Consider the following 20,493-nt stretch of genomic DNA (forward strand, 5'->3'; position numbering starts at 1 on the left):
GCCCGTTCCTAGCCTCGGACGCATGGCCATCTTCGCGCTCCCCACCTTTCCCGACCTGCACCGCAACCGTCCCGCGCTGCCCGGTGACGCGGCCTGGTGGGCGTTCTGCGCGGCCACCGCCCTGGCGCTCGGGGCCCTCTCCTCGCTCGGCCCGCACCGGGTCTGGGGAGCCACAGCGGCCCTCGGCTACACGGCCGCAGCGGTGCTCGCGGCCCGCGGGCGGAGTCCCCGTACGGCCGGGGCGGTCGCCGTCACCGGCGCGGTGCTGCTGCCCCTGCTGGTGCTTCTCGCCGTGGACCGGGCGCAGTTGGAGGTCGACGTCGTCGCCCGCTCGGCGGGGCTCCTGCTCTCCGAGGGGACGCCCTACCTCGAACGACCCACCGTGCCGGAGGACTTCAACCCGTACCTCCCGGGCATGGCGGCTTTCGGTATCCCGGAGGCGGTGGTCGGTCCCGGGCCGCTCACCGACCCCCGGCTGTGGATGGGTGCCGCCTTCCTCGGCGCGTTCGCCCTCGCCCTCCCGGCGGGGGCCCGCCGCGGACCGTCCCGGTGGCTCGCAGCCTGCCCCCTGGTGGCGCTGCCGCTCGCGGTCGGCGGCGTCGATCTGCCGGTGGCCGGGCTGATGTGCCTGGGGCTGGCCGGGGCGGGACGGGGGCGGGCGGGCCGTGCCGGGCTGGCGCTCGGTCTGGCCGCCGCCCTCAAGTGGACCGCGTGGCCGGCGGTGCCGGTGGCCCTCGCCCTGCTCGCCACGGCACCCCGGGCCTGTGGCCGTCGGGGGAGCCGCGCCGCTTGGGAGGGCGATGGCCGTGGGGGGAGCCGCGCCGCCCTGCGCTGTGGGATCGTCGCCCTGTTCACCGCCGCCGCGCTCGTCCTGCCCGCCGCGCTGCGCGACCCGGGAGCCTTCCGGACCCATGTCGTCGACTTCCCCCTCGGGCTCACCGGAGCGGTCTCGTCCGCCGCGAGCCCGCTCCCCGGCCGGCTGCTCGCCGACCACGCCCCCGGCGGCCGGACCCTGGCCCTGCTGCTGCTCGGGGTCAGCGCCCTCCTCCTCGCCGTATCCCTGCTCGTCCGGCCGCCGGAGACGGCGCCGGCGGCCGCCGTGCGGCTCGCGCTCGGACTGCTCCTGGCGATCGCGTTCATGCCCGCGACCCGGTTCGGCTATCTGGTGCACCCGCTGGTCCTCGCGGCCTGGGCCCTCGCCCGGCGACCACCCGCGCACCCCTTCTCGCCGGGCGCCCTCTCGAAGCGGGCCTTGCGATGACGCGCCGCCGCACCCTCGTGGTGACCAATGACTTCCCGCCGCGCCAGGGCGGCATCGAGACCTTCGTCCACGCCATGACCAGCCGGTTCCCCCCGGACTCCGTCGTCGTCTACACCTCCGCCGAACCCGGGGCGGCCGCCCATGACGCCGCCCTGCCCCACCCCGTGGTCCGCGACCCGGCCCGCACCCTGCTCCCGGTCCCGCGCGTCGCCGCCCGTGCGGTCCAGATCGCCCGCCACCACGGCTGCGACAGCGTCTGGTTCGGGGCCGCCGCACCGCTCGGGCTCCTGGCGGACCGGCTGCGCCGGGAGAGCGGGGTGCGGCGGGCCGTCGCCACGACGCACGGGCACGAGGTGTGGTGGGCCCGCACACCCGGGGCCCGGACCCTGCTCCGGCGGATCGGCGACCGCGCCGACACCGTGACCTATCTGGGCGAGGCGACCCGCGCGCCCATCGCCACCGCACTCGGCCCGGCCGCCGCCCGCCGCATGGTGCGCCTGGCGCCGGGGGTGGACGCGGAGGCGTTCCGCGTACGGGAGGAGGCGCGCGGAGCCGTACGGGACATGGCGGCCGACCCCGTACGGTCCGGGGCGCGGGACGGCGTACGGCCTTTGGCGGGCGGTGTCCGCGAGCGGTACGGCCTGGGCGGGCGGCCCGTGATCCTCTGCGCGGCCCGGCTCGTCCCCCGCAAGGGCCAGGACACCTTGATCCGCGCCCTGCCCGCCGTGCGGAGCGCGGTGCCCGACGCCGTGCTCCTGCTGACCGGCGACGGACCCCACGCCCGGGCTCTGCGCCGGCTCGCCGTGGACACCGGGGTCGCGGACGCGGTGGTCCTCGCCGGCGGGCAGCCGCACACGGCGATGCCCGAGCACTACGCGGCCTGCGACGTCTTCGCCATGCCGTGCCGCACCCGCAGGCGGGGCCTGGAGGTGGAGGGGTTGGGCATCGTCTTCCTGGAGGCCGCCGCCTCCGGGCTGCCGGTCCTTGTCGGCGACTCGGGCGGCGCGCCGGACACCGTACGGGACGGGGAGACGGGACATGTGGTCGACGGGCGCGACGTCGCCGCCGTCGCGGACCGGCTCGTCGCCCTGCTGCGGGACCGGGCGGCGGCCGCGGCGATGGGGGAGAAGGGCCGGGCGTGGGTCCGCGAGGCGTGGGGGTGGGAGAGGACCTACGACACCCTCGTGGAACTGCTGACCCCCTGACCGGCGTGGCAGGGGGGCGGCGTCCCGGGCAAGCTGGAGGCGGACAATCCCGCGGCCGGCGATCCGGCCCCGCGGGACGGCCGGATCGGACAAGGACCGTGATCATGACCGGTGGCACCCGCGAGGGCATCGACCTCACCCGCGTCCTGCACGCACCTCAGCAGCGCGTCTTCGCCGCCTGGACCTCACCGGAGGACTTCGCCGCCTGGTACGGGGGCGAGGCGGACGTCCCCCTGGACCGGGTGGCGATGGACGTGCGGCCCGGCGGCGCGTGGAGCCTGGTCATCGTGATGCCGGGCGTGGAGATGCCCTTCCACGGGGTCTACCGCGAGGTGAGCGAGCCCGACGGCCTTGTCCTCACGCTGAAGGACGCCTCCGCGCCCGAGGACGCCGAGGGCGAGATCGTCACCGTCACCTTCGGCGACCTCGGCGACGGGACCACCGAGCTGGCCTTCCAGCAGCGCGGCGGCAACCTCACCCCCGAGCAGTACGCGGCGGCGGAGGACGGCTGGGAGGCCTTCTTCGACGCCCTGGCCGCCCGCCTCGCCACCCACCCCTGAGCCCGCCGGGGCTCCCGGCTTCCTCCCTCCGGAACTCCCGGCGGTTCACTTCGCCAGCGGAAGCGCCGCCAACTGCGCGATCACCCACGTCAGCGGGGCGAACAGGGCCAGCAGCGCGCCCGCCCGCAGCGCCGTCGCCCGGCGCAGTACGGCGGCCGGAGCGCCCATCCTGAGCAGCGCCTCGACCGTGTGGGCGCGGGCGTGCTTGGCCTCCAGGGCGGAGGTCAGCAGCGTCGCCGCCGTACAGCCGAGGACCAGCACCGCGCCGAGTGCGGTGAGCGGGCCGTAGGGGCGCTCGCCGCCCCCGTACAGCGCCGAAGCGGCGATCGCCGCGGACAGCACCGCGCAGACGACCCCGAGCGGGCGGCCGATCCGGCGCGCCTCGTTCATCAGGACCCGCCCCGCCAGCAGCCGTACGGCCCCCGGGCGCACCGCCTGGAGAGCCCTCCCGCACAGATAGGTCACGCTGGGTCCGGCCATCGCCATGCCGACCGCGGTGAGCGTCCACCCGATCAGCACCGCCACCGGGGTGGAGTCGTACCGGCCGGGCAGCGGGAACGCGTTGCCGCTCGCGCCCCGTGAGGCGACCGCCTCGACGGCGAGGCCGGCCGCGACCAGCGCCACGCCCCAGGGGAGCCCGGCCGGGGCCGGCGCGGGCTCCGGCAGCTCCTCGGAGCCGAAGCTGTCCCGGGCCGGATCGGGACGCGACCGCAGCGCCAGCGCGCTCGCCGCCGACGCGGCCACCGGCACGAGCGCCAGCAGCATCAGCGCGGCGGCCAGCGGCAGCGGACTGCCCGCGCCGAGGAACTCCGCCGCGCCGCCGTCGAACGGCAGACCGGTCAGATCGCCGCGCAGATGAAGGAAGAAAAGCAGGGCCACCATGGAGCCGAGCATGGTGGAGACGGCTGTGGAGACCGCGGCCAGCGCGGAGAGCCGCACCGGGCCGAGGCCCATGGAGGAGAGGCCCGGCCGGGGCCGGGTGCTCGGGTCGGTCCGGGCCACCGCCACGGCGAACTGCACGGTGGCGGCCAGCGGGACGAAGCACCACAGCAGCCGCAGCACCGAACCTGCGGACGCGGGGTGCGCGGCGGCGTACCCGAGGGCGCACAGGAGGAGGAACCCGACGCCGGCCGAGGCGGCGGCCACCAGCAGCCGCCGGACCAGGACGAGGGGATGGGACCCGCGGGCTAGACGGAGAGCGAGCACGCCGCGCGGCCCTCCGCTTCCGGTTTCGTGGGCAGGGTGACGCCTGCGGCGCAGCGGCCGTCCAGCAGCGGGACGGCCCGGTCGGCGAGCGCGGCGACCTCGGCGTCGTGCGTGGCCAGCACGACGGTGATGCCGTGCGAGCGGGCCGCCGTGGTCAGGGTGCGCAGCACCTGGGTGCGGTCCGCACGGTGCAGGGTCGCGGTGGGCTCGTCGGCGAAGATCACGGTGGGCTGCGCGGCCAGGGCCCGCGCCACGGAGATCCGCTGGCGCTGCGCCTGGAGCAGGGTGTGCGGCCGCTTCCGGGCGAAGGCGGCGATGTCCAGGCGCTCCAGCCACTCGGTGGCGGTCTTCCGGGCGGCCCGGTGCGAGACGCCGCGCAGCAGCAGCGGCAGCGCGGTGTTCTCCCAGACGGTCAGCTCCGGGACCAGCTCCGGGTCGGAGCCGATCCAGCCGAACCGCTCCCGGCGCAGCTGTTCGCGGACCCGGGGGGCCATGGTGTGGACGGGGGCGCTGTTGAACCAGACCTCGCCCTGCTGGGGCACCAGCCGGCCCGAGAGACAGTGCAGCAGTGTGGTCTTCCCGCTGCCTCGCGGCCCGGTCACAGCGAGGATCTCGGCGTCCCGGACGCCGATGGAGACACCGCCGAGACCGGGCGATCCGTTGTGGGAGTGGTGCAGGGAACGCGCCCAGATCACGTCGTTGTCCGGCGGGGCCACCATGGCGTACACCTCGGTTCAGGTCAGATTTCCCGTACCCCCGTACGGGGGAACGAAGACGGGGCCGATCGGTCACTCGGCACCGTAGATAGTCGGACCGGTGTGGGCGCACGGCGCGCGGCCCGGATACCCCCTTCTCACTCGAAGGGGCGTATCCGGGCCGCGTGGACCGATGAAATGACCGCTGGGCGGCTATCGGCCGGGGGACCTGGTGGCGGTCAGAGCTTGGCCCACGCCTCCGTGAGGACGGCCCGCAGAATGCCCTCGATCTCGTCGAACGTCGACTGGTCGGAGATCAGCGGCGGGGCGAGCTGGACGACCGGGTCGCCGCGGTCGTCGGCCCGGCAGTACAGGCCGTTCTCGTACAGCGCCTTGGAGAGGAAGCCGTACAGGACGCGCTCGGTCTCCTCGTCGGTGAACGTCTCCTTGGTGGCCTTGTCCTTCACCAGCTCGATGCCGTAGAAGTACCCGTTGCCGCGGACGTCGCCGACGATCGGCAGGTCGTGCAGCTTCTGCAGCGTCGTCAGGAAGGCGTTCTCGTTGTCCAGGACGTGCTGGGTGAGGTTCTCGCGCTCGAAGATGTCGAGGTTGGCGAGGCCCACCGCGGCGGAGACCGGGTGGCCGCCGAAGGTGTAGCCGTGCAGGAAGGTGTTGTCGCCCTCGTAGAACGGTTCCGCGATCCGGTCCGAGACGACGCAGGCGCCGATCGGGGAGTAGCCCGAGGTCATACCCTTCGCGCAGGTGATCATGTCCGGCACGTAGCCGAACTTGTCGCAGGCGAAGATGGTGCCGAGCCGGCCGAAGGCGCAGATGACCTCGTCGGAGACGAGCAGCACGTCGTACTTGTCGCAGATCTCGCGGACCCGCTGGAAGTAGCCGGGCGGCGGCGGGAAGCAGCCGCCCGCGTTCTGCACGGGCTCCAGGAAGACGGCCGCGACGGTCTCGGGGCCCTCGAAGAGGATCTCCTGCTCGATCTGGTCGGCGGCCCAGCGGCCGAAGGCCACCGGGTCGTCGCCGAAGAGCGGGGCGCGGTAGATGTTGGTGTTCGGCACCTTGTGCGCGCCGGGGACCAGCGGCTCGAAGGGGGCCTTCAGGGCCGGGAGGCCGGTGATGGACAGCGCGCCCTGCGGGGTGCCGTGGTAGGCGACGGCACGCGAGATGACCTTGTACTTGGTCGGCTGGCCCTTGAGCTTGAAGTACTGCTTGGCCAGCTTCCAGGCGGTCTCGACGGCCTCGCCGCCACCGGTGGTGAAGAAGACCTTGTTGAGGTCGCCCGGGGCGTAGTCGGCGAGACGCTCGGCCAGCTCGACGGCCTTCGGGTGGGCGTAGGACCACACCGGGAAGAACGCGAGCTCCTGGGCCTGCTTGTAGGCAGTCTCGGCGAGCTCGTGACGACCGTGGCCGGCGTTGACCACGAACAGGCCGGAGAGACCGTCCAGGTAGCGCTTGCCCTTGTCGTCGAAGATGTACGTTCCCTCGCCACGCACGATGGTGGGAACGGGTGCGTTCTCGTAGTCCGACATGCGGGTGAAGTGCATCCACAGGTGGTCGTACGCGGTTCGGCTGAGGTCCTTGCTCACGGCTATCGGGTTCCCCACATATAGGTCTGCTTCTTGAGCTTGAGGTAGACAAAGCTCTCGGTGGAGCGCACTCCGGGAAGGGTCCGGATGCGTTTGCTGATCGTCTCCAGCAGGTGGTCGTCGTCCTCGCAGACGATCTCCACCATCAGGTCGAAGGAGCCCGCGGTCACGACCACGTACTCGCACTCGGCCATGGCCGACAGGGCTTCGGCCACCGGATCGAGGTCGCCCTCGACATTGATGCCGACCATCGCCTGGCGCCGGAATCCCACGGTGAGGGGGTCCGTGACGGCGACGATCTGCATCACGCCCTGGTCGAGCAGCTTCTGGACGCGCTGGCGCACCGCCGCCTCGGAGAGGCCTACGGCCTTGCCGATCGCGGCGTACGGACGCCGTCCGTCCTCCTGAAGCTGCTCGATGATTGCGAGGGAGACGGCATCGACCGCGGGCGGCGATCCGTTCCCGGTCCTGGAGTCTGCGCTGCGACTGGCCACGTACCCACCATGCACCGCTCTTCGTCTGTATCGCAACCCTGGATCGATGAAATTCGTTGTCTGAGTGCCTAAATCTGACTGAATCCGAAGTCAGGGGTGAGTGGGTATGTCGAAAGCGTCACCGGAACGATTAGGGTGGGCGTCTCACGCATCGGACAGCCGACAGGAGGGGTGGTTGTGACCACCGAGGTGCGCCGTCTGCGCAACTACATCAACGGAGAGTTCCGGGACGCCGCGGACGGGCGGACCATCGATGTGGTCAGCCCGGTGACGGAAGAGGTCTACGCGACCTCGCCGCTCTCCGGCCAGGCCGACGTCGATGCCGCCATGGAGGCCGCCGCGGCGGCCTTCCCCGCTTGGCGCGACACCACGCCCGCCGAGCGCCAGAAGGCCCTGCTGAAGATCGCGGACGCGTTCGAGGAGCGGGCCGAGGACCTGATCGCCGCCGAGTCGGAGAACACCGGCAAGCCGCTCGGTCTGACCCGCAGTGAAGAGCTCCCGCCGATGGTGGACCAGATCCGCTTCTTCGCGGGGGCCGCACGACTCCTCGAAGGCCGCTCGGCCGGCGAGTACATGGAGGGTCTGACCTCCATCATCCGCCGCGAGCCGGTCGGTGTCTGCGCGCAGGTCGCGCCGTGGAACTACCCGATGATGATGGCCGTCTGGAAGTTCGCCCCGGCGCTCGCCGCGGGCAACACGGTCGTCATCAAGCCGTCCGACACCACCCCGGCGTCGACCGTGCTGATGGCCGAGATCATGGGCCAGATCCTGCCCAAGGGCGTCTTCAACGTCCTGTGCGGCGACCGGGACACCGGCCGTGCCATGGTCGAGCACCCGACCCCCGCGATGGCCTCCATCACCGGTTCGGTACGGGCGGGCATGCAGGTCGCCGAGTCCGCGGCCAAGGACGTCAAGCGCGTCCACCTGGAGCTCGGCGGCAAGGCGCCCGTCGTGGTCTTCGACGACGCCGACATCGCCAAGACGGTCGCGGGCGTCTCCGAGGCCGGCTTCTTCAACGCGGGCCAGGACTGTACGGCCGCCACCCGCGTGCTGGTCCACGAGTCGATCCACGACGAGTTCACCGCCGCGCTCGCCAGGGCCGCCGCCGACACGAAGACCGGGCAGCCGGACGACGAGGACGTGGCGTACGGCCCGCTCAACAACGCCAACCAGCTGAAGCAGGTCAGCGGCTTCATCGAGCGGCTCCCCGCCCACGCCAAGGTCGAGGCGGGCGGCCACCGGGTCGGCGACAAGGGTTACTTCTACGCCCCGACCGTCGTCTCCGGCCTGAAGCAGGACGACGAGATCATCCAGAACGAGGTCTTCGGGCCCGTCATCACCGTCCAGTCCTTCACCGATGAGCAGCAGGCCCTCGCGTACGCCAACGGTGTCGACTACGCGCTCGCCTCCTCGGTGTGGACGACGAGCCACTCCCGCGCCATGCGCATGTCCAAGAACCTCGACTTCGGCTGTGTGTGGATCAACACCCACATCCCGCTGGTCGCCGAGATGCCGCACGGCGGGTTCAAGAAGTCCGGCTACGGCAAGGACCTCTCCGCGTACGGCTTCGAGGACTACACCCGCATCAAGCACGTCATGACGTCCATCGAGGACTGACCGACTCGTTGACGCGGTGCACGGCCCCGGGCTTCGGCCCGGGGCCGTCTCCGTAGGCCTCTCTGTACAAGGTGTGCGGGGCGGGGCCGTCCCGCTGGACGCTTGGTCCATTGTCCGCGCGAGCGCCGACCGGCATTCTGCGCGGGTGCGAGCGATCAGGAAGAACCCCATGTCCCGCCGGTCCCTGCTGCGCACCCTCGGGGCGGGAGCGGCCGGCGCCACCCTGGCCGGCTGCGGGGTGCCCGCGGCTTTCGTCGAGCCCGGCGACCGGGCCGGACACGACAGCTCCGCCACCGATCACACCCTGCATTTCGCCAACTGGCCGCTCTACATCGACACCGACGACGACAACGAGTCCAAGCGGCCCACCCTGGACGCCTTCTCGCAGCGGACCGGTATCTCGGTCACGTACACCGAGGAGATCAACGACAACGACGAGTTCTTCGGGAAGATCAGCCCCGCGCTGATGAACCACCAGCAGACCGGCCGGGACCTGATCGTCGTCAGCGACTGGATGGCGGCCCGCTTCGTCCGGCTCGGCTGGGTCCAGGAGATGGACCGCGCCAAGCAGCCCAACGTCGCCAAGTACCTGGACCCGCAGCTGCGGGACCCCGCCTTCGACGAAGGGCGGCTCCACAGCGTCCCCTGGCAGTCCGGGATCACCGGCATCGCGTACAACCGCGAGAAGCTCGGCCGCGAGATCCGGTCCACGAGCGAGCTGTGGGCGGATGACCTGCGCGGCCGGGTCACCCTGCTCTCCGGGCTCGACGAGTCGTTCGCGCTGCTGATGCAGGGCAACGGCGTCGACATCACCCGCTGGACGGCCGACGACTTCCACGAGATCTGCGAGCAGACGGAGAAGCGGGTCCGCTCGAAGCACATTCGCCGCTTCACCGGCAACGACTACATCAAGGACCTCGCCACCGGCGACGTGCTCGCCTGCCAGGCGTACTCCGGTGATGTCATCCAGCTCCAGGCCGACAATCCCGACATCGCGTTCGTCGTCCCCGAGGAGGGAGCCGAGCTGTGGGCGGAGTCCCTGATGATTCCCAACCTCGCCCGCCACAAGCGCAACGCGGAACGCCTGGTGGACCACTACTACGACCCCGAGGTCGCCGCCGAACTCGCCCGCTGGGTCAACTACGTCTGCCCCGTGCCCGCCGCCCGCGACGTCCTGGCCTCCGCCAAGGACGAGGAGACGGCCGCGCTCGCCGAGGATCCGCTGATCTTCCCCGACGACGCGATGCGCGAGCGGCTCGCCATCGCACGCGACATCACCTCCGAGGAACGCATGGGGTTCGCCAAGCGGTGGAACTCCATCGTCGGCCTATGAGGCTCGAAGAGGCGTCCTCGGACACGGGAGCCGGCGGCCACCGAGACCCCGGCCCGGGCCCCGGCCCCGGCCCCGGCCCGGGCCCCGGCCCCGGCCCCGGCGCGGGCCCCGGCCCCGGCGCGCGCCCGCGCCAGGAGCGCCACGGGATCAGGGCTTCCTGGCCACCACCCCGAACTGGGCCACTTCCGGCTTCCGCGGATTCGTACGCCAGCGGGAACAGGAGACGATCCCCGGCTCCAGGATCTCCAGACCGTCCAGGAAACCGGCGAACTCCTCCCTGCTGCGGGCGGTGATGGGCGGTGTGGCGTTCTCGTTCCAGAAGCGCATCGCCGCCTCGTTGCCCTCGCCCCCCAGCTCCAGCGTCGGGTGGGTCAGCACCAGATGGCTGCCCGACGGCACGGCCGCCACCAGCGTCCGGACGATGGACCGCGCCTCGTCCGTGTCCAGCACGAAGTTCAGGATGCCGAGCATCATCACCGCGACCGGCCGCCCCAGGTCCAGAGTGGTCCCGGCGGCCCGCAGGATCTGCTCCGGGCGGTGCGCGTCCGCGTCGACGTACTCGGTCACGCCTTCCAGCGAACTGGTCAGCAGGGCACGGGCGTGGGCCAGCACGATCGGATCGTTGTCCACGTACACGATGCGCGCGTGCGGCGCGGTGTGCTGGGCGATCTCGTGGGTGTTGTTCCCGGTCGGCAGCCCGGTGCCGATGTCGAGGAACTGGTCGATTCCCACGTCACCGGCCAGATGACGCACCGCGCGGCCGAGGAACGCCCGGTCCGCGCGCGCCACTTCACCGATGCTCGGGTACATCCCGGTCACCCGGTCGCCCACCGCCCGGTCCACCGGGTAGTTGTCCTTGCCGCCCAGCCAGTAGTTCCACACCCGGGCGTTGTGCGCGACGTCGGAACGTATCCGGGCGGTGGCCGCCTGCGGTCGGGGGTCCATCACAGCTGCTCCTATATGCCCAGGGCCCGGCGCCCGGGGCGGCGGCGGGCGGTGCGGGGTTCCCATCATGCCCGACCGATCAAGAGCCGCCGCGTCCGGGCGAGTTGGCCAGCAGCCGGTGAAGCGTGTCGATCCGGTTGGTGGTGATCGAGTCGACGCCCCGATCGATCAGCCGGCGCATCGTGCGCCTCGTGTCGGCCGTCCACGCGGAGACGAGCAGCCCGTCCCGGTGCGCCCGGTCCGTCAGCTCCCGGCTCACCAGGCCGAAGCGGTAGTTCAGCCAGCGCGGCTTCACCGCGGCCAGCAACTCCGGACGCGGCGGGGCCAGGGTGGTCCAGGTCAGGGCGATCTCGGCGGACGGATCGGCGGCGCGCACCCGCAGCATCGCGTCCGCGCTCGCGCAGTAGTAGGCCCGCTCGCCCGCCCCGCACTCCCGGACCGTCCCGACGATCCTCTTCACCGAGGCGTCCGTGGAGCCGGGCAGGTCCACCATCACCCGGTGCGCCCCGACGGCGAGCAGCGCCTCGCGGAGCGTGGGCACCCCGCCGCCCGTCAACTCCTTCAGCTCCACGTGGTCCAGCCGGTCCAGCCGCCGGTCGTGGCCCCACAGCCGCTCCAGCGTCGCGTCGTGCAGCAGGACGGGCACCCCGTCGCGGGTCACCCGCACATCGATCTCGACCGCGTCCGCCCCTCGTTCGAGGGCGGAGAGGATCGAGGGCAGGGTGTTCTCGCGGGCGACGTAGGGGTCGCCGCGGTGTCCTACCGCGGTGACGCCGGTGACGGTGTTGGCCATGGGGCCATTGTCGACGACCGGGTCAGCGGCCGGGAGCCCGGAGCCAGTTCGTCGTGTACGTGTCGATCTCCTCGGCCAGCCTCCGCTTGCCCGCCGGGTCGAGGAACGAGGCCTCCACGGCGTTCTTCGCGAGCTCCGCGATGCCCCGCTCGTCGAGTTCCAGCAGCCGGGCGGCCACCGCGTACTCGTTGTTGAGGTCGGTGCCGAACATCGGCGGGTCGTCGCTGTTGACGGTCACCAGCACGCCCGCCGCCACCATCTCCCGGATCGGGTGCAGCTCGATGTCCGTGACCGCGCGGGTGGCGATGTTCGACGTCGGGCAGACCTCCAGGGCGATCCGGTGCTCGGCGAGGTGCTCCAGCAGCTTCGGGTCCTGGACGGAGCTGGTTCCGTGGCCGATGCGCTCGGCGCGCAGCGCGGTCAGGGCGTCCCAGATCGTCCGCGGTCCTGTGGTCTCCCCGGCGTGCGGCACCGAGTGCAGGCCCTCGGCGATGGCCCGGTCGAAGTACGGCTTGAACTGGGGGCGGTCCACCCCGATCTCCGGTCCGCCGAGGCCGAAGGAGACGAGCCCCTCGGGCCGGTGCTCCACCGCGAGCCGAAGGGTCTCCTCGGCGGACCGGAGCCCGGCCTCGCCCGGAATGTCGAAGCACCAGCGCAGGACGACGCCCAGCTCGGCCTCGGCCGCCCGGCGGGCGTCCTCCAGGGCCTCCATGAACGCGGCCTCGGGGATGCCCCGGCGGGTCGAGCTGTACGGCGTCACGGTCAGCTCCGCGTACCGGATGTTCTGGCGGGCCATGTCCCGCGCCACCTCGAAGGTGAGCAGCCGGACGTCCTCGGGGGTGCGCACCAGGTCCACCACCGAGAGGTAGACCTCGATGAAGTGCGCGAAGTCGGTGAAGGTGAAGTAGTCGGCCAGCGCCTCCGGGTCGGTGGGGACCTGGGAGTCCGGGTGGTGGGCGGCCAGCTCCGCGACGATCCGGGGCGAGGCCGAACCGACGTGGTGGACATGGAGCTCGGCCTTGGGCAGCCCGGCGATGAAGGGATGCGGATCGGTCATCGGAAATCTCCCGTTCGGCGTGACGTCGGCCGGGCGTACCGGCCGCACCGATCATCGCAGGCGGCGTCCCGGGCTGTCGGACCTGGCCGTAGCATGACGGGACCACGATGGGGGAGGCCCATGTCAGACAACACAGAGCAGCCCGGGGGCGGGGCCGCGCCGCGCGATCCGTGGGCACCGCCGGACGGCAGGGTGGAACTGGGCAAGCCGGGTGCGCACCCACCGCCGCCCGCGGTCCACGACCAGCAGACCGTGACGTCGATGCCGAGTGCCGGACCGGCCGCGGGGGACGGCACCGGGCCGATACCCCAGCCCGGAGGTTTCGGGCCCGCACCCTCGGACGTACCGCCGCCGCCGATCGGCCCGAACGGCCCCGGCCACGCGGGCCCGCCGCCGGCCGCCGCGCACTACGGCTACCCGGCTCCGCCCCCACAGCCGTACGGCGGCTACCCGGGCTACGGCGCCTACGGAGCGGGTCCGGCCGGTTGGGCTCCCGCGCCCAACAACGGTCTGGGCACGGCCGCGATGGTGATCGGCATCATCTCGGTGGTCGGCTTCTGCCTCTACGGCGTCAACATCATCCTCGGCATCCTCGCGCTGATCTTCGGCATCATCGGCCTCGGCCGTGCCAAGCGCGGCGAGGCCACCAACCGGGGCATGGCGCTCGCCGGGGTCATCCTCGGCTCCGTCGGCATCGTCGTCGGCGCCGCGCTCCTCGGCATGATCATCTGGGCCGCGACGAGCGCCGACAGTGACAGCGACTACAACGGCACCTACGACGACCCGTTCGCCACGTCGCTGGTCGTCGAGGACCGCCGCTGAAGCTGTCCCGTAACTCGGGGCAGCCTTGAGCACCGTCGGCGTGAGCGCCGCACACCGCCGGCCGGGCGGGGACCACCACCGATGCCCGGCCGGGCATCGGTGGTGGTCCCCGCCCCGTACGGGAGCCGCACCGGACGCCCCGTACGGGAGCCGCCCCGTACGGAACCGCTTCAGACCCCTGTGCCGGAGGCGCTCGGACGGCCTGCGTACGGACGCCCCCGTGCCGGAGCCGCCCCGGACGCCTGCGCACGGGGCCGCACCGGACGCCCCCGTGCCGGAACCGAACCGCCTCAGACCGTCGCGCCCGCCCGCAGCCTCTCCCGGGCCTCCATCAGCGCGAAGCCCAGCAGATTCAGCCCCCGCCACTGCTGCGGCCGCTCCACCCGCTCGTCGTCCGCCGTGAGCCCGACGCCCCAGATCCGGTCCAGCGGGGACGCCTCCACCAGCACCCGGTCCCCGGTGCCCAGGAGGAAGCCGCCCAACTCCGGGTCCTGCCCGAACTTGTGCGTGCTGCCTTCCACCACCAGGGCGAACCGCTCCCGTATCCACACCTCCTCGTCGAAGCCGCGCACCAGGCGTCCCGCCTTCTTCGCCGCCGCCGGGCTCTTCGCCGACAGCACCGCGAGCTCCGCGTCGGCGTCGCCGAAGAGCCGCGCCTTGCCCGCCATCATCCAGTGCTCCGCGCCGGCGTAGGCGACCCCGTCCACGGTGAACGGCGACGGCCACCACTGGCTCAGACAGCTCGCTCCCACCCGCCCGTCCGGGCGCGGCCGGTGCCCCCAGAACGGCAGGTACTTCACCCGCTTGCCCTGCGCCACGTCCGCCAGAAGCTCATCGATCGATCTCATGGCAGGTGAGTGTGGCATCCGCCACTGACACTCCGTACGGGGATTTCCGCACCGACACGACACATGGTCGACAGATTCCGTCGCGTAACCAAAAGGCAACAACGGAATCACTTGTTGGGCGTGAACCCCTCTGTCAGGATCGGCAATCAATTCACGAAGAGGCTACGCCGACCCCGCCCAGCGGGTACAGCGGCGGAGGAGAGCGTCATGAGCAACGGCTTCCAGGTTCAGGACCGCTTCGCGGAAGGTGCGCAGTACATCGGCGGCAAGCTGCTTCCCGGCACGTCCGGCCACCACCACGAGGTGGTGAACCCCGCGACCGGCGAGAGTGTGCTCCGCTACGAGCTGGCGGGCACCGAGGACGTGGACGCGGCTGTCGCCGCCGCCCGCGCCGCCTTCCCCGGCTGGTCCGGCGCGACCCCCGGCGAACGCTCCGAGGCGATGCACCGCTTCGCCGCGGTCCTCGCCGAGCAGGCGGACGACTTCGCGTACGCCGAGTCCCTTCAGTGCGGCAAGCCGATCAAGCTCTCCACCGAGTTCGACGTCCCCGGCACCGTCGACAACGCGGCCTTCTTCGCGGGCGCGGCACGCCACCTGGAGGGCAGGGCCGCCGCCGAGTACGACGGCGACCACACCTCCTACGTACGCCGCGAGGCGATCGGTGTCGTCGGCTCCATCGCCCCCTGGAACTACCCCCTCCAGATGGCCGCCTGGAAGGTCCTCCCGGCCGTCGCCGCGGGCAACACCATCGTCCTCAAGCCCGCCGAGCCGACCCCGCTCACCTCGCTGATGTTCGCCCAGGCCGCCACCGAGGCGGGCATCCCCGACGGCGTCATCAACATCGTCACCGGTGCGGGCAAGGAGGCGGGTGAGCACCTCGTCGGCCACCCCGACGTCGTGATGACCTCCTTCACCGGCTCCACCGCCGTCGGCAAGCGGGTCGCGGAGATCGCCACCGCCACCGTCAAGCGCCTCCACCTGGAGCTCGGCGGCAAGGCCCCCTTCGTGGTCTTCGACGACGCCGATCTGGAGGCCGCCGTCCACGGCGCGGTCGCCGGCTCCCTCATCAACACCGGCCAGGACTGCACCGCCGCCACCCGCGCCTACGTCCAGCGCCCGCTCTACGACGCCTTCGTCCGGGACGTCGCCGCGCTCATGGAGACCGTCCGGCTCGGCGACCCGTTCGATTCCGCCACCGACCTCGGCCCCTTGATCAGCCACGCCCAACGCGACCGGGTCGCCGCCTTCGTCGAGCGGGCCCGCGGCTATGCCCAGGTCGTCACCGGCGGCGAGGCCCCCGGCGGTGACCTCGCCGCCGGCGCGTACTACCGGCCCACCCTGGTCGCGGGCGCCGCCCAGGACAGCGAGATCGTCCAGTCGGAGATCTTCGGCCCCGTCCTCGTGGTGCTGCCCTTCGACACCGACGACGAGGGCATCGCGCTCGCCAACGACACCCCGTACGGACTGGCCGCCTCCGCCTGGACCCGCGACCTGTACCGCGCGAACCGCGCCACCCGCGAGATCCAGGCGGGCTGTGTGTGGGTGAACGACCACATTCCGATCCTGTCCGAGATGCCGCACGGCGGATACAAGGCCAGCGGCTTCGGCAAGGACATGTCGGCGTACTCCTTCGAGGAGTACACGCAGGTCAAGCACGTCATGTACGACAACACCGCGGTCGCCCGCAAGGACTGGCACCGCACGATCTTCGGGGACCGATAGCAGCTGCCGCACGATCGGGGCCCGTCCACGACGACAGGCCCCGGCGGCCTCCCACCCGAAAGGGCAAACGCGTATGGAGAGTTATGAGCCCGAGCGCCTCTCGTCCGCCCAACTGGCGGCCATGAGGCGATCCCTGGCCGGCGGCAGGGGCGCCCTCACCCGCCGCTCCCTGCTGCGCGCCTGGGGCATGGGCGCCCTTGCGCTCGGCGGGGCGGTCACCCTCGGCGCGTGCGGCATCCCGCCCGCCGGGCGAGCCGACGCCGGCAGGGCCACCGACGACCACTCGGCCAAGGAGAGGGAGGTCACCTTCTCCAACTGGACCGAGTACATGGACGTCAGTGAGGACGGGAAGGGCCGTCCCACCCTGGAGGCCTTCACCAAGCGCACCGGGATCAGGGTCAAGTACACCGAGGACATCAACGACAACGTCGAGTTCTTCGGGAAGATCAAACCGCAGCTCGCGGCCGGCCAGAACACCGGGCGCGACCTCATCTGCGTCACCGACTGGCTCGCCGCCCGCATCATCCGGCTCGGCTGGGCGCAGAAGCTCGACCCCTCGAACCTCCCGCACGCCTTCGCGAACGTCTCCGCCCAGTTCCGCACCCCCGACTGGGACCCGGGCCGCGCCTACTCCTATCCCTGGACCGGCATCCCGACCGTCATCGCGTACAACGTGAAGGCGACCGGCGGCCGCAAGGTCGACTCCGTCACCCAGCTGCTCGACGACCCGAAGCTCAAGGGCCGCGTCTCCTTCCTCTCCGAGATGCGCGACACCATCGGCATGACCCTCCTCGACCAGGGCAAGGACCCGGGGAAGTTCACCGACACCGACTTCGACGGTGCCCTCGGCCGTCTCCAGAAGGCCGTCGACAAGAAGCAGATCCGCCGCTTCACCGGCAACGACTACACGGCCGACCTCAGCAAGGGCGACATCGCCGCCTGCGTCGGCTGGGCCGGGGACATCATCCAGCTGCAGGCCGACAACCCGGACATCAGGTTCGCCATCCCGGCCGCCGGATACATCACCTCCAGCGACAACCTCCTGGTCCCCGCGCAGGCCCGGCACCGGACCAACGCCGAGAAGCTCATCGACTACTACTACGAGCCGCCGGTCGCCGCCCGGCTCGCCGCGTACATCAACTACGTCTGCCCGGTCGACGGCGTACGCGAAGAACTCGCCAGGATCGACGAGTCGATGGCCTCCAACACGCTGATCCTCCCCGACGAGGAGATGGCGGCGAAGTCCCGCTCCTTCCGCTCCCTGAGCACGGAGGAAGAGACGGCGTACGAGGAGAAGTTCGCCAAGCTCATCGGCGCCTGAGGCCGGATCCGCCGCCGGCCGCACCGCGGGACAGCGGCCCGGACCGGCCCGCCCGAGGTCACCCCTTTCCCTGAACTCCCCCGAACACACTGGGACTGCGACCCATGACACAGCAGCAGACCGCGGGCGGCGATGTCCGCCTCGCCGGGATCAGCAAGACCTACGGCTCCTTCACCGCCGTGCAGCCGCTCGACCTGACCGTGCCCCAAGGCTCCTTCTTCGCCCTGCTCGGCGCGTCCGGCTGCGGCAAGACCACCACCCTGCGGATGATCGCGGGCCTGGAGGAGGCCACCACCGGCACGGTCTTCCTCGGGGAGAAGGACATCACCGACCTGCCCCCGTACAAGCGGCCCGTCAACACCGTCTTCCAGAGCTATGCGCTCTTCCCGCACCTGGACGTCGCCGAGAACGTGGCCTTCGGGCTCCGGCGGCGCGGCATCAAGTCGGTGAAGAAGCAGGTCGAGGACATGCTGGAGCTGGTCCAGCTCGGCGACTTCGCCCGCCGCAAACCGCATCAGCTCTCCGGCGGCCAGCAGCAGCGCGTCGCCGTCGCCCGCGCGCTCATCAACCACCCGCAGGTCCTGCTGCTCGACGAACCGCTCGGCGCCCTCGACCTCAAGCTCCGCCGTCAGATGCAGCTGGAGCTCAAGCGGATCCAGACCGAGGTCGGTATCACCTTCGTGCACGTCACCCACGACCAGGAGGAGGCCATGACCATGGCCGACACCGTCGCGGTGATGAACGGGGGCCGCGTCGAGCAACTCGGCGCGCCCGCCGACCTCTACGAGAACCCGCGCACCACCTTCGTCGCCAACTTCCTCGGCACCTCCAACCTCATCGAGGGCGAGATCCTCTCCAGGGGAGCCGATCTGGTGGTGGCCGCCGGCGGCGGCAAGCTGACCCTGCCCCGCGAGCGATGTTCCGCCCCCACGGCCGACGGCGGCCGGCTCCTCCTCGGTATCCGGCCCGAGAAGATTTCCCTGGCCCACGCGGACGACGCGGACTCCATAGCCGCCGGCCGCAACCGCGTCACCGGCCGCATCGTCGACTCCAGCTTCATCGGCGTCTCCACCCAGTACGTGGTCGAGAGCCCGGCGGGCACGTCGCTCCAGGTGTACGAGCAGAACATCGAAAGGGACACGCGCCTCCTTCCCGGCGCCGAGGTCGTCCTGCACTGGAACCCCGCCCACACCTTCGGACTCGACGCCGACCAGGACATCGACGCCGGCGTGGAGAGCGTGGAGGACGCGGCGTGAGCCTCACCGAGGCGCCGCCCGCGCCTCCTTCGCAGCCGGAGGAGCCCACGGAACCAAGGCTCCGCAAGCCCTCCACCCGCAAACGGCTCATCCCGTACTGGCTGCTGCTCCCCGGCATCCTCTGGCTGGCCGTCTTCTTCGCCCTGCCGCTCGTCTACCAGGCCTCCACCTCCGTACAGACCGGCTCCCTGGAGCAGGGCTTCGAGGTCACCTGGCACTTCCCGACGTACGTGGACGCGCTGCGCGAGTACTACCCCCAGTTCATCCGGTCCCTGCTGTACGCGGGCACCGCCACGATCCTGTGCCTGCTGCTGGGCTACCCGCTCGCCTACCTCATCGCCTTCAAGGCGGGCCGCTGGCGCAACCTGGTGCTCGTCCTGGTCATCGCCCCGTTCTTCACCAGCTTCCTCATCCGTACGCTGGCGTGGAAGACGATCCTCGCCGACGGCGGCGCGGTCGTGGACGTGCTGAACACCCTGCACGTACTGGACGTCACCAGTTGGCTCGGCTGGACCGAGTCCAACCGGGTCCTGGCCACCCCGATGGCCGTCGTCTGCGGCCTCACGTACAACTTCCTGCCGTTCATGATCCTGCCGCTCTACACCTCGCTCGAGCGGATCGACGGCCGGCTGCACGAGGCGGCGGGCGACCTCTACGCCACCCCCGCCACCACCTTCCGCAAGGTGACGTTCCCGCTCTCCATGCCCGGCGTCGTCTCCGGCACCCTGCTGACGTTCATCCCGGCCAGCGGCGACTACGTCAACGCGGAACTCCTCGGCTCCACCGACACCAAGATGGTCGGCAGCGTCATCCAGAGTCAGTTCCTGCGGGTGCTGGACTATCCGACGGCCGCCGCGCTCTCCTTCATCCTGATGGCGATCGTCCTGCTGGCGGTCACCTTCTACATCCGCCGCTCCGGGACGGAGGACCTGGTCTGATGCCCGTACTGCGCTGGATACGCCGGAACCTGGTCGTCATCGCTGGTCTGCTGACCCTCGCGTACATGATCCTGCCGAACATCGTCGTGATGGTGTTCTCGTTCAACAAGCCCAACGGGCGTTTCAACTACGCCTGGCAGCGGTTCTCGCTGGACGCCTGGAAGGACCCGTGCGGCGTCGCCGACCTGTGCGGCTCGCTCTCCCTCTCGCTCCAGATCGCCTTCTGGGCGACCCTCGGGGCGACCGCGCTCGGCACGATGATCGCGTTCGCGCTGGTCCGCTACCGCTTCCGGGCGCGCGGCGCGATCAACTCGCTGATCTTTCTGCCGATGGCGATGCCCGAGGTCGTCATGGCCGCTTCCCTGCTCACGCTGTTCCTGAACATGGGCGCCCAGCTCGGCTTCTGGACCGTGCTGATCGCGCACATCATGTTCTGCCTCAGCTTCGTGGTGACCGCCGTCAAGGCGCGCGTCATGTCGATGGACCCGAGACTGGAGGAAGCCGCCCGCGACCTGTACGCGGGCCCCGTGCAGACCTTCGTACGGGTGACCCTCCCCATCGCGGCCCCGGGAATCGCGGCGGGAGCACTGCTCGCCTTCGCACTCTCGTTCGATGATTTCATCATCACGAATTTCAACGCGGGCTCCACCGTCACCTTCCCCATGTTCGTCTGGGGGTCGGCACAGCGCGGCACACCCGTGCAGATCAACGTCATCGGTACCGCCATGTTCATCATGGCGATATCGGTGGTTCTCGTCGGCCAGGTCATCGCCGGCCGACGGAAGAACAACGCTCGACCCTGAAAGTCCTGAAGGAGTT

19 protein-coding genes are annotated in these 20,493 nt (G+C 71.3%); 11 read left to right on the forward strand and 8 right to left on the reverse strand.

The window, feature by feature from the left end; all coding sequences use genetic code 11:
• Positions 1-22: 22 nt before the first annotated feature.
• The 3 genes from ACZ60Q_RS15300 to ACZ60Q_RS15310 all read left to right on the forward strand — a co-directional run bounded on the left by ACZ60Q_RS15300 (position 23) and on the right by ACZ60Q_RS15310 (position 3,026).
• Positions 23-1,261 (forward strand): hypothetical protein, encoded by a 1,239-nt coding sequence (locus ACZ60Q_RS15300; protein ID WP_469633605.1) that lies wholly within the window; start codon positions 23-25, stop codon positions 1,259-1,261.
• Positions 1,258-2,466: a glycosyltransferase family 4 protein gene (locus tag ACZ60Q_RS15305; RefSeq protein WP_469633608.1), complete on the forward strand. Its 1,209-nt coding sequence runs from the start codon at positions 1,258-1,260 to the stop codon at positions 2,464-2,466. The genes ACZ60Q_RS15300 and ACZ60Q_RS15305 overlap by 4 nt, the downstream gene beginning before the upstream one ends.
• A 104-nt stretch (positions 2,467-2,570) precedes the next feature.
• On the forward strand, positions 2,571-3,026 hold the full coding sequence (locus tag ACZ60Q_RS15310) for an SRPBCC family protein (protein ID WP_469633611.1): 456 nt from the start codon (positions 2,571-2,573) through the stop codon (positions 3,024-3,026).
• 45 nt (positions 3,027-3,071) lie between these two features.
• On the opposite strand, the gene ACZ60Q_RS15315 is transcribed toward ACZ60Q_RS15310, so the two are convergent.
• From ACZ60Q_RS15315 to ACZ60Q_RS15330, 4 genes are all read right to left on the reverse strand, one after another.
• Positions 3,072-4,232, reverse strand: coding sequence for a hypothetical protein (locus ACZ60Q_RS15315; RefSeq protein ID WP_469633614.1), 1,161 nt, complete (start codon positions 4,230-4,232; stop codon positions 3,072-3,074).
• A complete protein-coding gene (locus ACZ60Q_RS15320) occupies positions 4,214-4,951 on the reverse strand; it encodes an ABC transporter ATP-binding protein (protein WP_469633616.1) in 738 nt (245 codons plus the stop codon). The genes ACZ60Q_RS15315 and ACZ60Q_RS15320 overlap by 19 nt, the downstream gene beginning before the upstream one ends.
• A 215-nt stretch (positions 4,952-5,166) precedes the next feature.
• Positions 5,167-6,546, reverse strand: coding sequence for an aspartate aminotransferase family protein (locus tag ACZ60Q_RS15325; RefSeq protein ID WP_469633619.1), 1,380 nt, complete (start codon positions 6,544-6,546; stop codon positions 5,167-5,169).
• Positions 6,531-7,022, reverse strand: a complete 492-nt coding sequence (locus ACZ60Q_RS15330; protein WP_469633622.1) for an Lrp/AsnC family transcriptional regulator — start codon at positions 7,020-7,022, stop codon at positions 6,531-6,533. The genes ACZ60Q_RS15325 and ACZ60Q_RS15330 overlap by 16 nt, the downstream gene beginning before the upstream one ends.
• Before the next feature lie 177 nt (positions 7,023-7,199).
• Between ACZ60Q_RS15330 and ACZ60Q_RS15335 the strand changes: the two genes are divergently transcribed.
• Both ACZ60Q_RS15335 and ACZ60Q_RS15340 read left to right on the forward strand, forming a co-directional pair.
• Positions 7,200-8,639 (forward strand): gamma-aminobutyraldehyde dehydrogenase, encoded by a 1,440-nt coding sequence (locus tag ACZ60Q_RS15335; protein WP_469633625.1) that lies wholly within the window; start codon positions 7,200-7,202, stop codon positions 8,637-8,639.
• Between the two features lie 169 nt (positions 8,640-8,808).
• On the forward strand, positions 8,809-9,972 hold the full coding sequence (locus ACZ60Q_RS15340) for a polyamine ABC transporter substrate-binding protein (protein ID WP_469633628.1): 1,164 nt from the start codon (positions 8,809-8,811) through the stop codon (positions 9,970-9,972).
• Between the two features lie 147 nt (positions 9,973-10,119).
• On the opposite strand, the gene ACZ60Q_RS15345 is transcribed toward ACZ60Q_RS15340, so the two are convergent.
• The 3 genes from ACZ60Q_RS15345 to ACZ60Q_RS15355 all read right to left on the reverse strand — a co-directional run bounded on the left by ACZ60Q_RS15345 (position 10,120) and on the right by ACZ60Q_RS15355 (position 12,767).
• Positions 10,120-10,917 carry an SAM-dependent methyltransferase gene (locus tag ACZ60Q_RS15345; RefSeq protein WP_469633630.1) on the reverse strand — a complete coding sequence of 266 codons (798 nt, stop codon included), beginning with the start codon at positions 10,915-10,917 and terminating at the stop codon, positions 10,120-10,122.
• Between the two features lie 79 nt (positions 10,918-10,996).
• A complete protein-coding gene (locus ACZ60Q_RS15350; protein WP_469633632.1) occupies positions 10,997-11,710 on the reverse strand; it encodes a glycerophosphodiester phosphodiesterase in 714 nt (237 codons plus the stop codon).
• 22 nt (positions 11,711-11,732) lie between these two features.
• Complete coding sequence (locus ACZ60Q_RS15355; protein ID WP_469633636.1) at positions 11,733-12,767, reverse strand: adenosine deaminase; 1,035 nt, start codon at positions 12,765-12,767, stop codon at positions 11,733-11,735.
• A gap of 120 nt (positions 12,768-12,887) precedes the next feature.
• On the opposite strand from ACZ60Q_RS15355, the gene ACZ60Q_RS15360 reads away from it, so the two are divergent.
• Positions 12,888-13,589 (forward strand): DUF4190 domain-containing protein, encoded by a 702-nt coding sequence (locus tag ACZ60Q_RS15360; RefSeq protein WP_469633639.1) that lies wholly within the window; start codon positions 12,888-12,890, stop codon positions 13,587-13,589.
• Between the two features lie 290 nt (positions 13,590-13,879).
• On the opposite strand, the gene ACZ60Q_RS15365 is transcribed toward ACZ60Q_RS15360, so the two are convergent.
• Positions 13,880-14,437 carry an NADAR family protein gene (locus tag ACZ60Q_RS15365; protein WP_469633641.1) on the reverse strand — a complete coding sequence of 186 codons (558 nt, stop codon included), beginning with the start codon at positions 14,435-14,437 and terminating at the stop codon, positions 13,880-13,882.
• A gap of 207 nt (positions 14,438-14,644) precedes the next feature.
• On the opposite strand from ACZ60Q_RS15365, the gene ACZ60Q_RS15370 reads away from it, so the two are divergent.
• From ACZ60Q_RS15370 to ACZ60Q_RS15390, 5 genes are all read left to right on the forward strand, one after another.
• A complete protein-coding gene (locus tag ACZ60Q_RS15370) occupies positions 14,645-16,159 on the forward strand; it encodes a gamma-aminobutyraldehyde dehydrogenase (RefSeq protein WP_469633643.1) in 1,515 nt (504 codons plus the stop codon).
• A gap of 73 nt (positions 16,160-16,232) precedes the next feature.
• Complete coding sequence (locus ACZ60Q_RS15375) at positions 16,233-17,480, forward strand: ABC transporter substrate-binding protein (protein WP_469633646.1); 1,248 nt, start codon at positions 16,233-16,235, stop codon at positions 17,478-17,480.
• A gap of 104 nt (positions 17,481-17,584) precedes the next feature.
• Positions 17,585-18,736 carry an ABC transporter ATP-binding protein gene (locus ACZ60Q_RS15380; protein ID WP_469633649.1) on the forward strand — a complete coding sequence of 384 codons (1,152 nt, stop codon included), beginning with the start codon at positions 17,585-17,587 and terminating at the stop codon, positions 18,734-18,736.
• The gene (locus tag ACZ60Q_RS15385) at positions 18,733-19,674 is read left to right on the forward strand and encodes an ABC transporter permease (RefSeq protein ID WP_469633652.1); all 942 of its coding nucleotides are present in this window, start codon (positions 18,733-18,735) and stop codon (positions 19,672-19,674) included. The genes ACZ60Q_RS15380 and ACZ60Q_RS15385 overlap by 4 nt, the downstream gene beginning before the upstream one ends.
• Entirely contained in the window at positions 19,674-20,477 is an 804-nt protein-coding gene (locus tag ACZ60Q_RS15390; protein WP_469633655.1) for an ABC transporter permease, read from the forward strand. The genes ACZ60Q_RS15385 and ACZ60Q_RS15390 overlap by 1 nt, the downstream gene beginning before the upstream one ends.
• Positions 20,478-20,493: the final 16 nt, after the last annotated feature.

Source organism: Streptomyces sp. NPDC104313 (assembly GCF_055583985.1).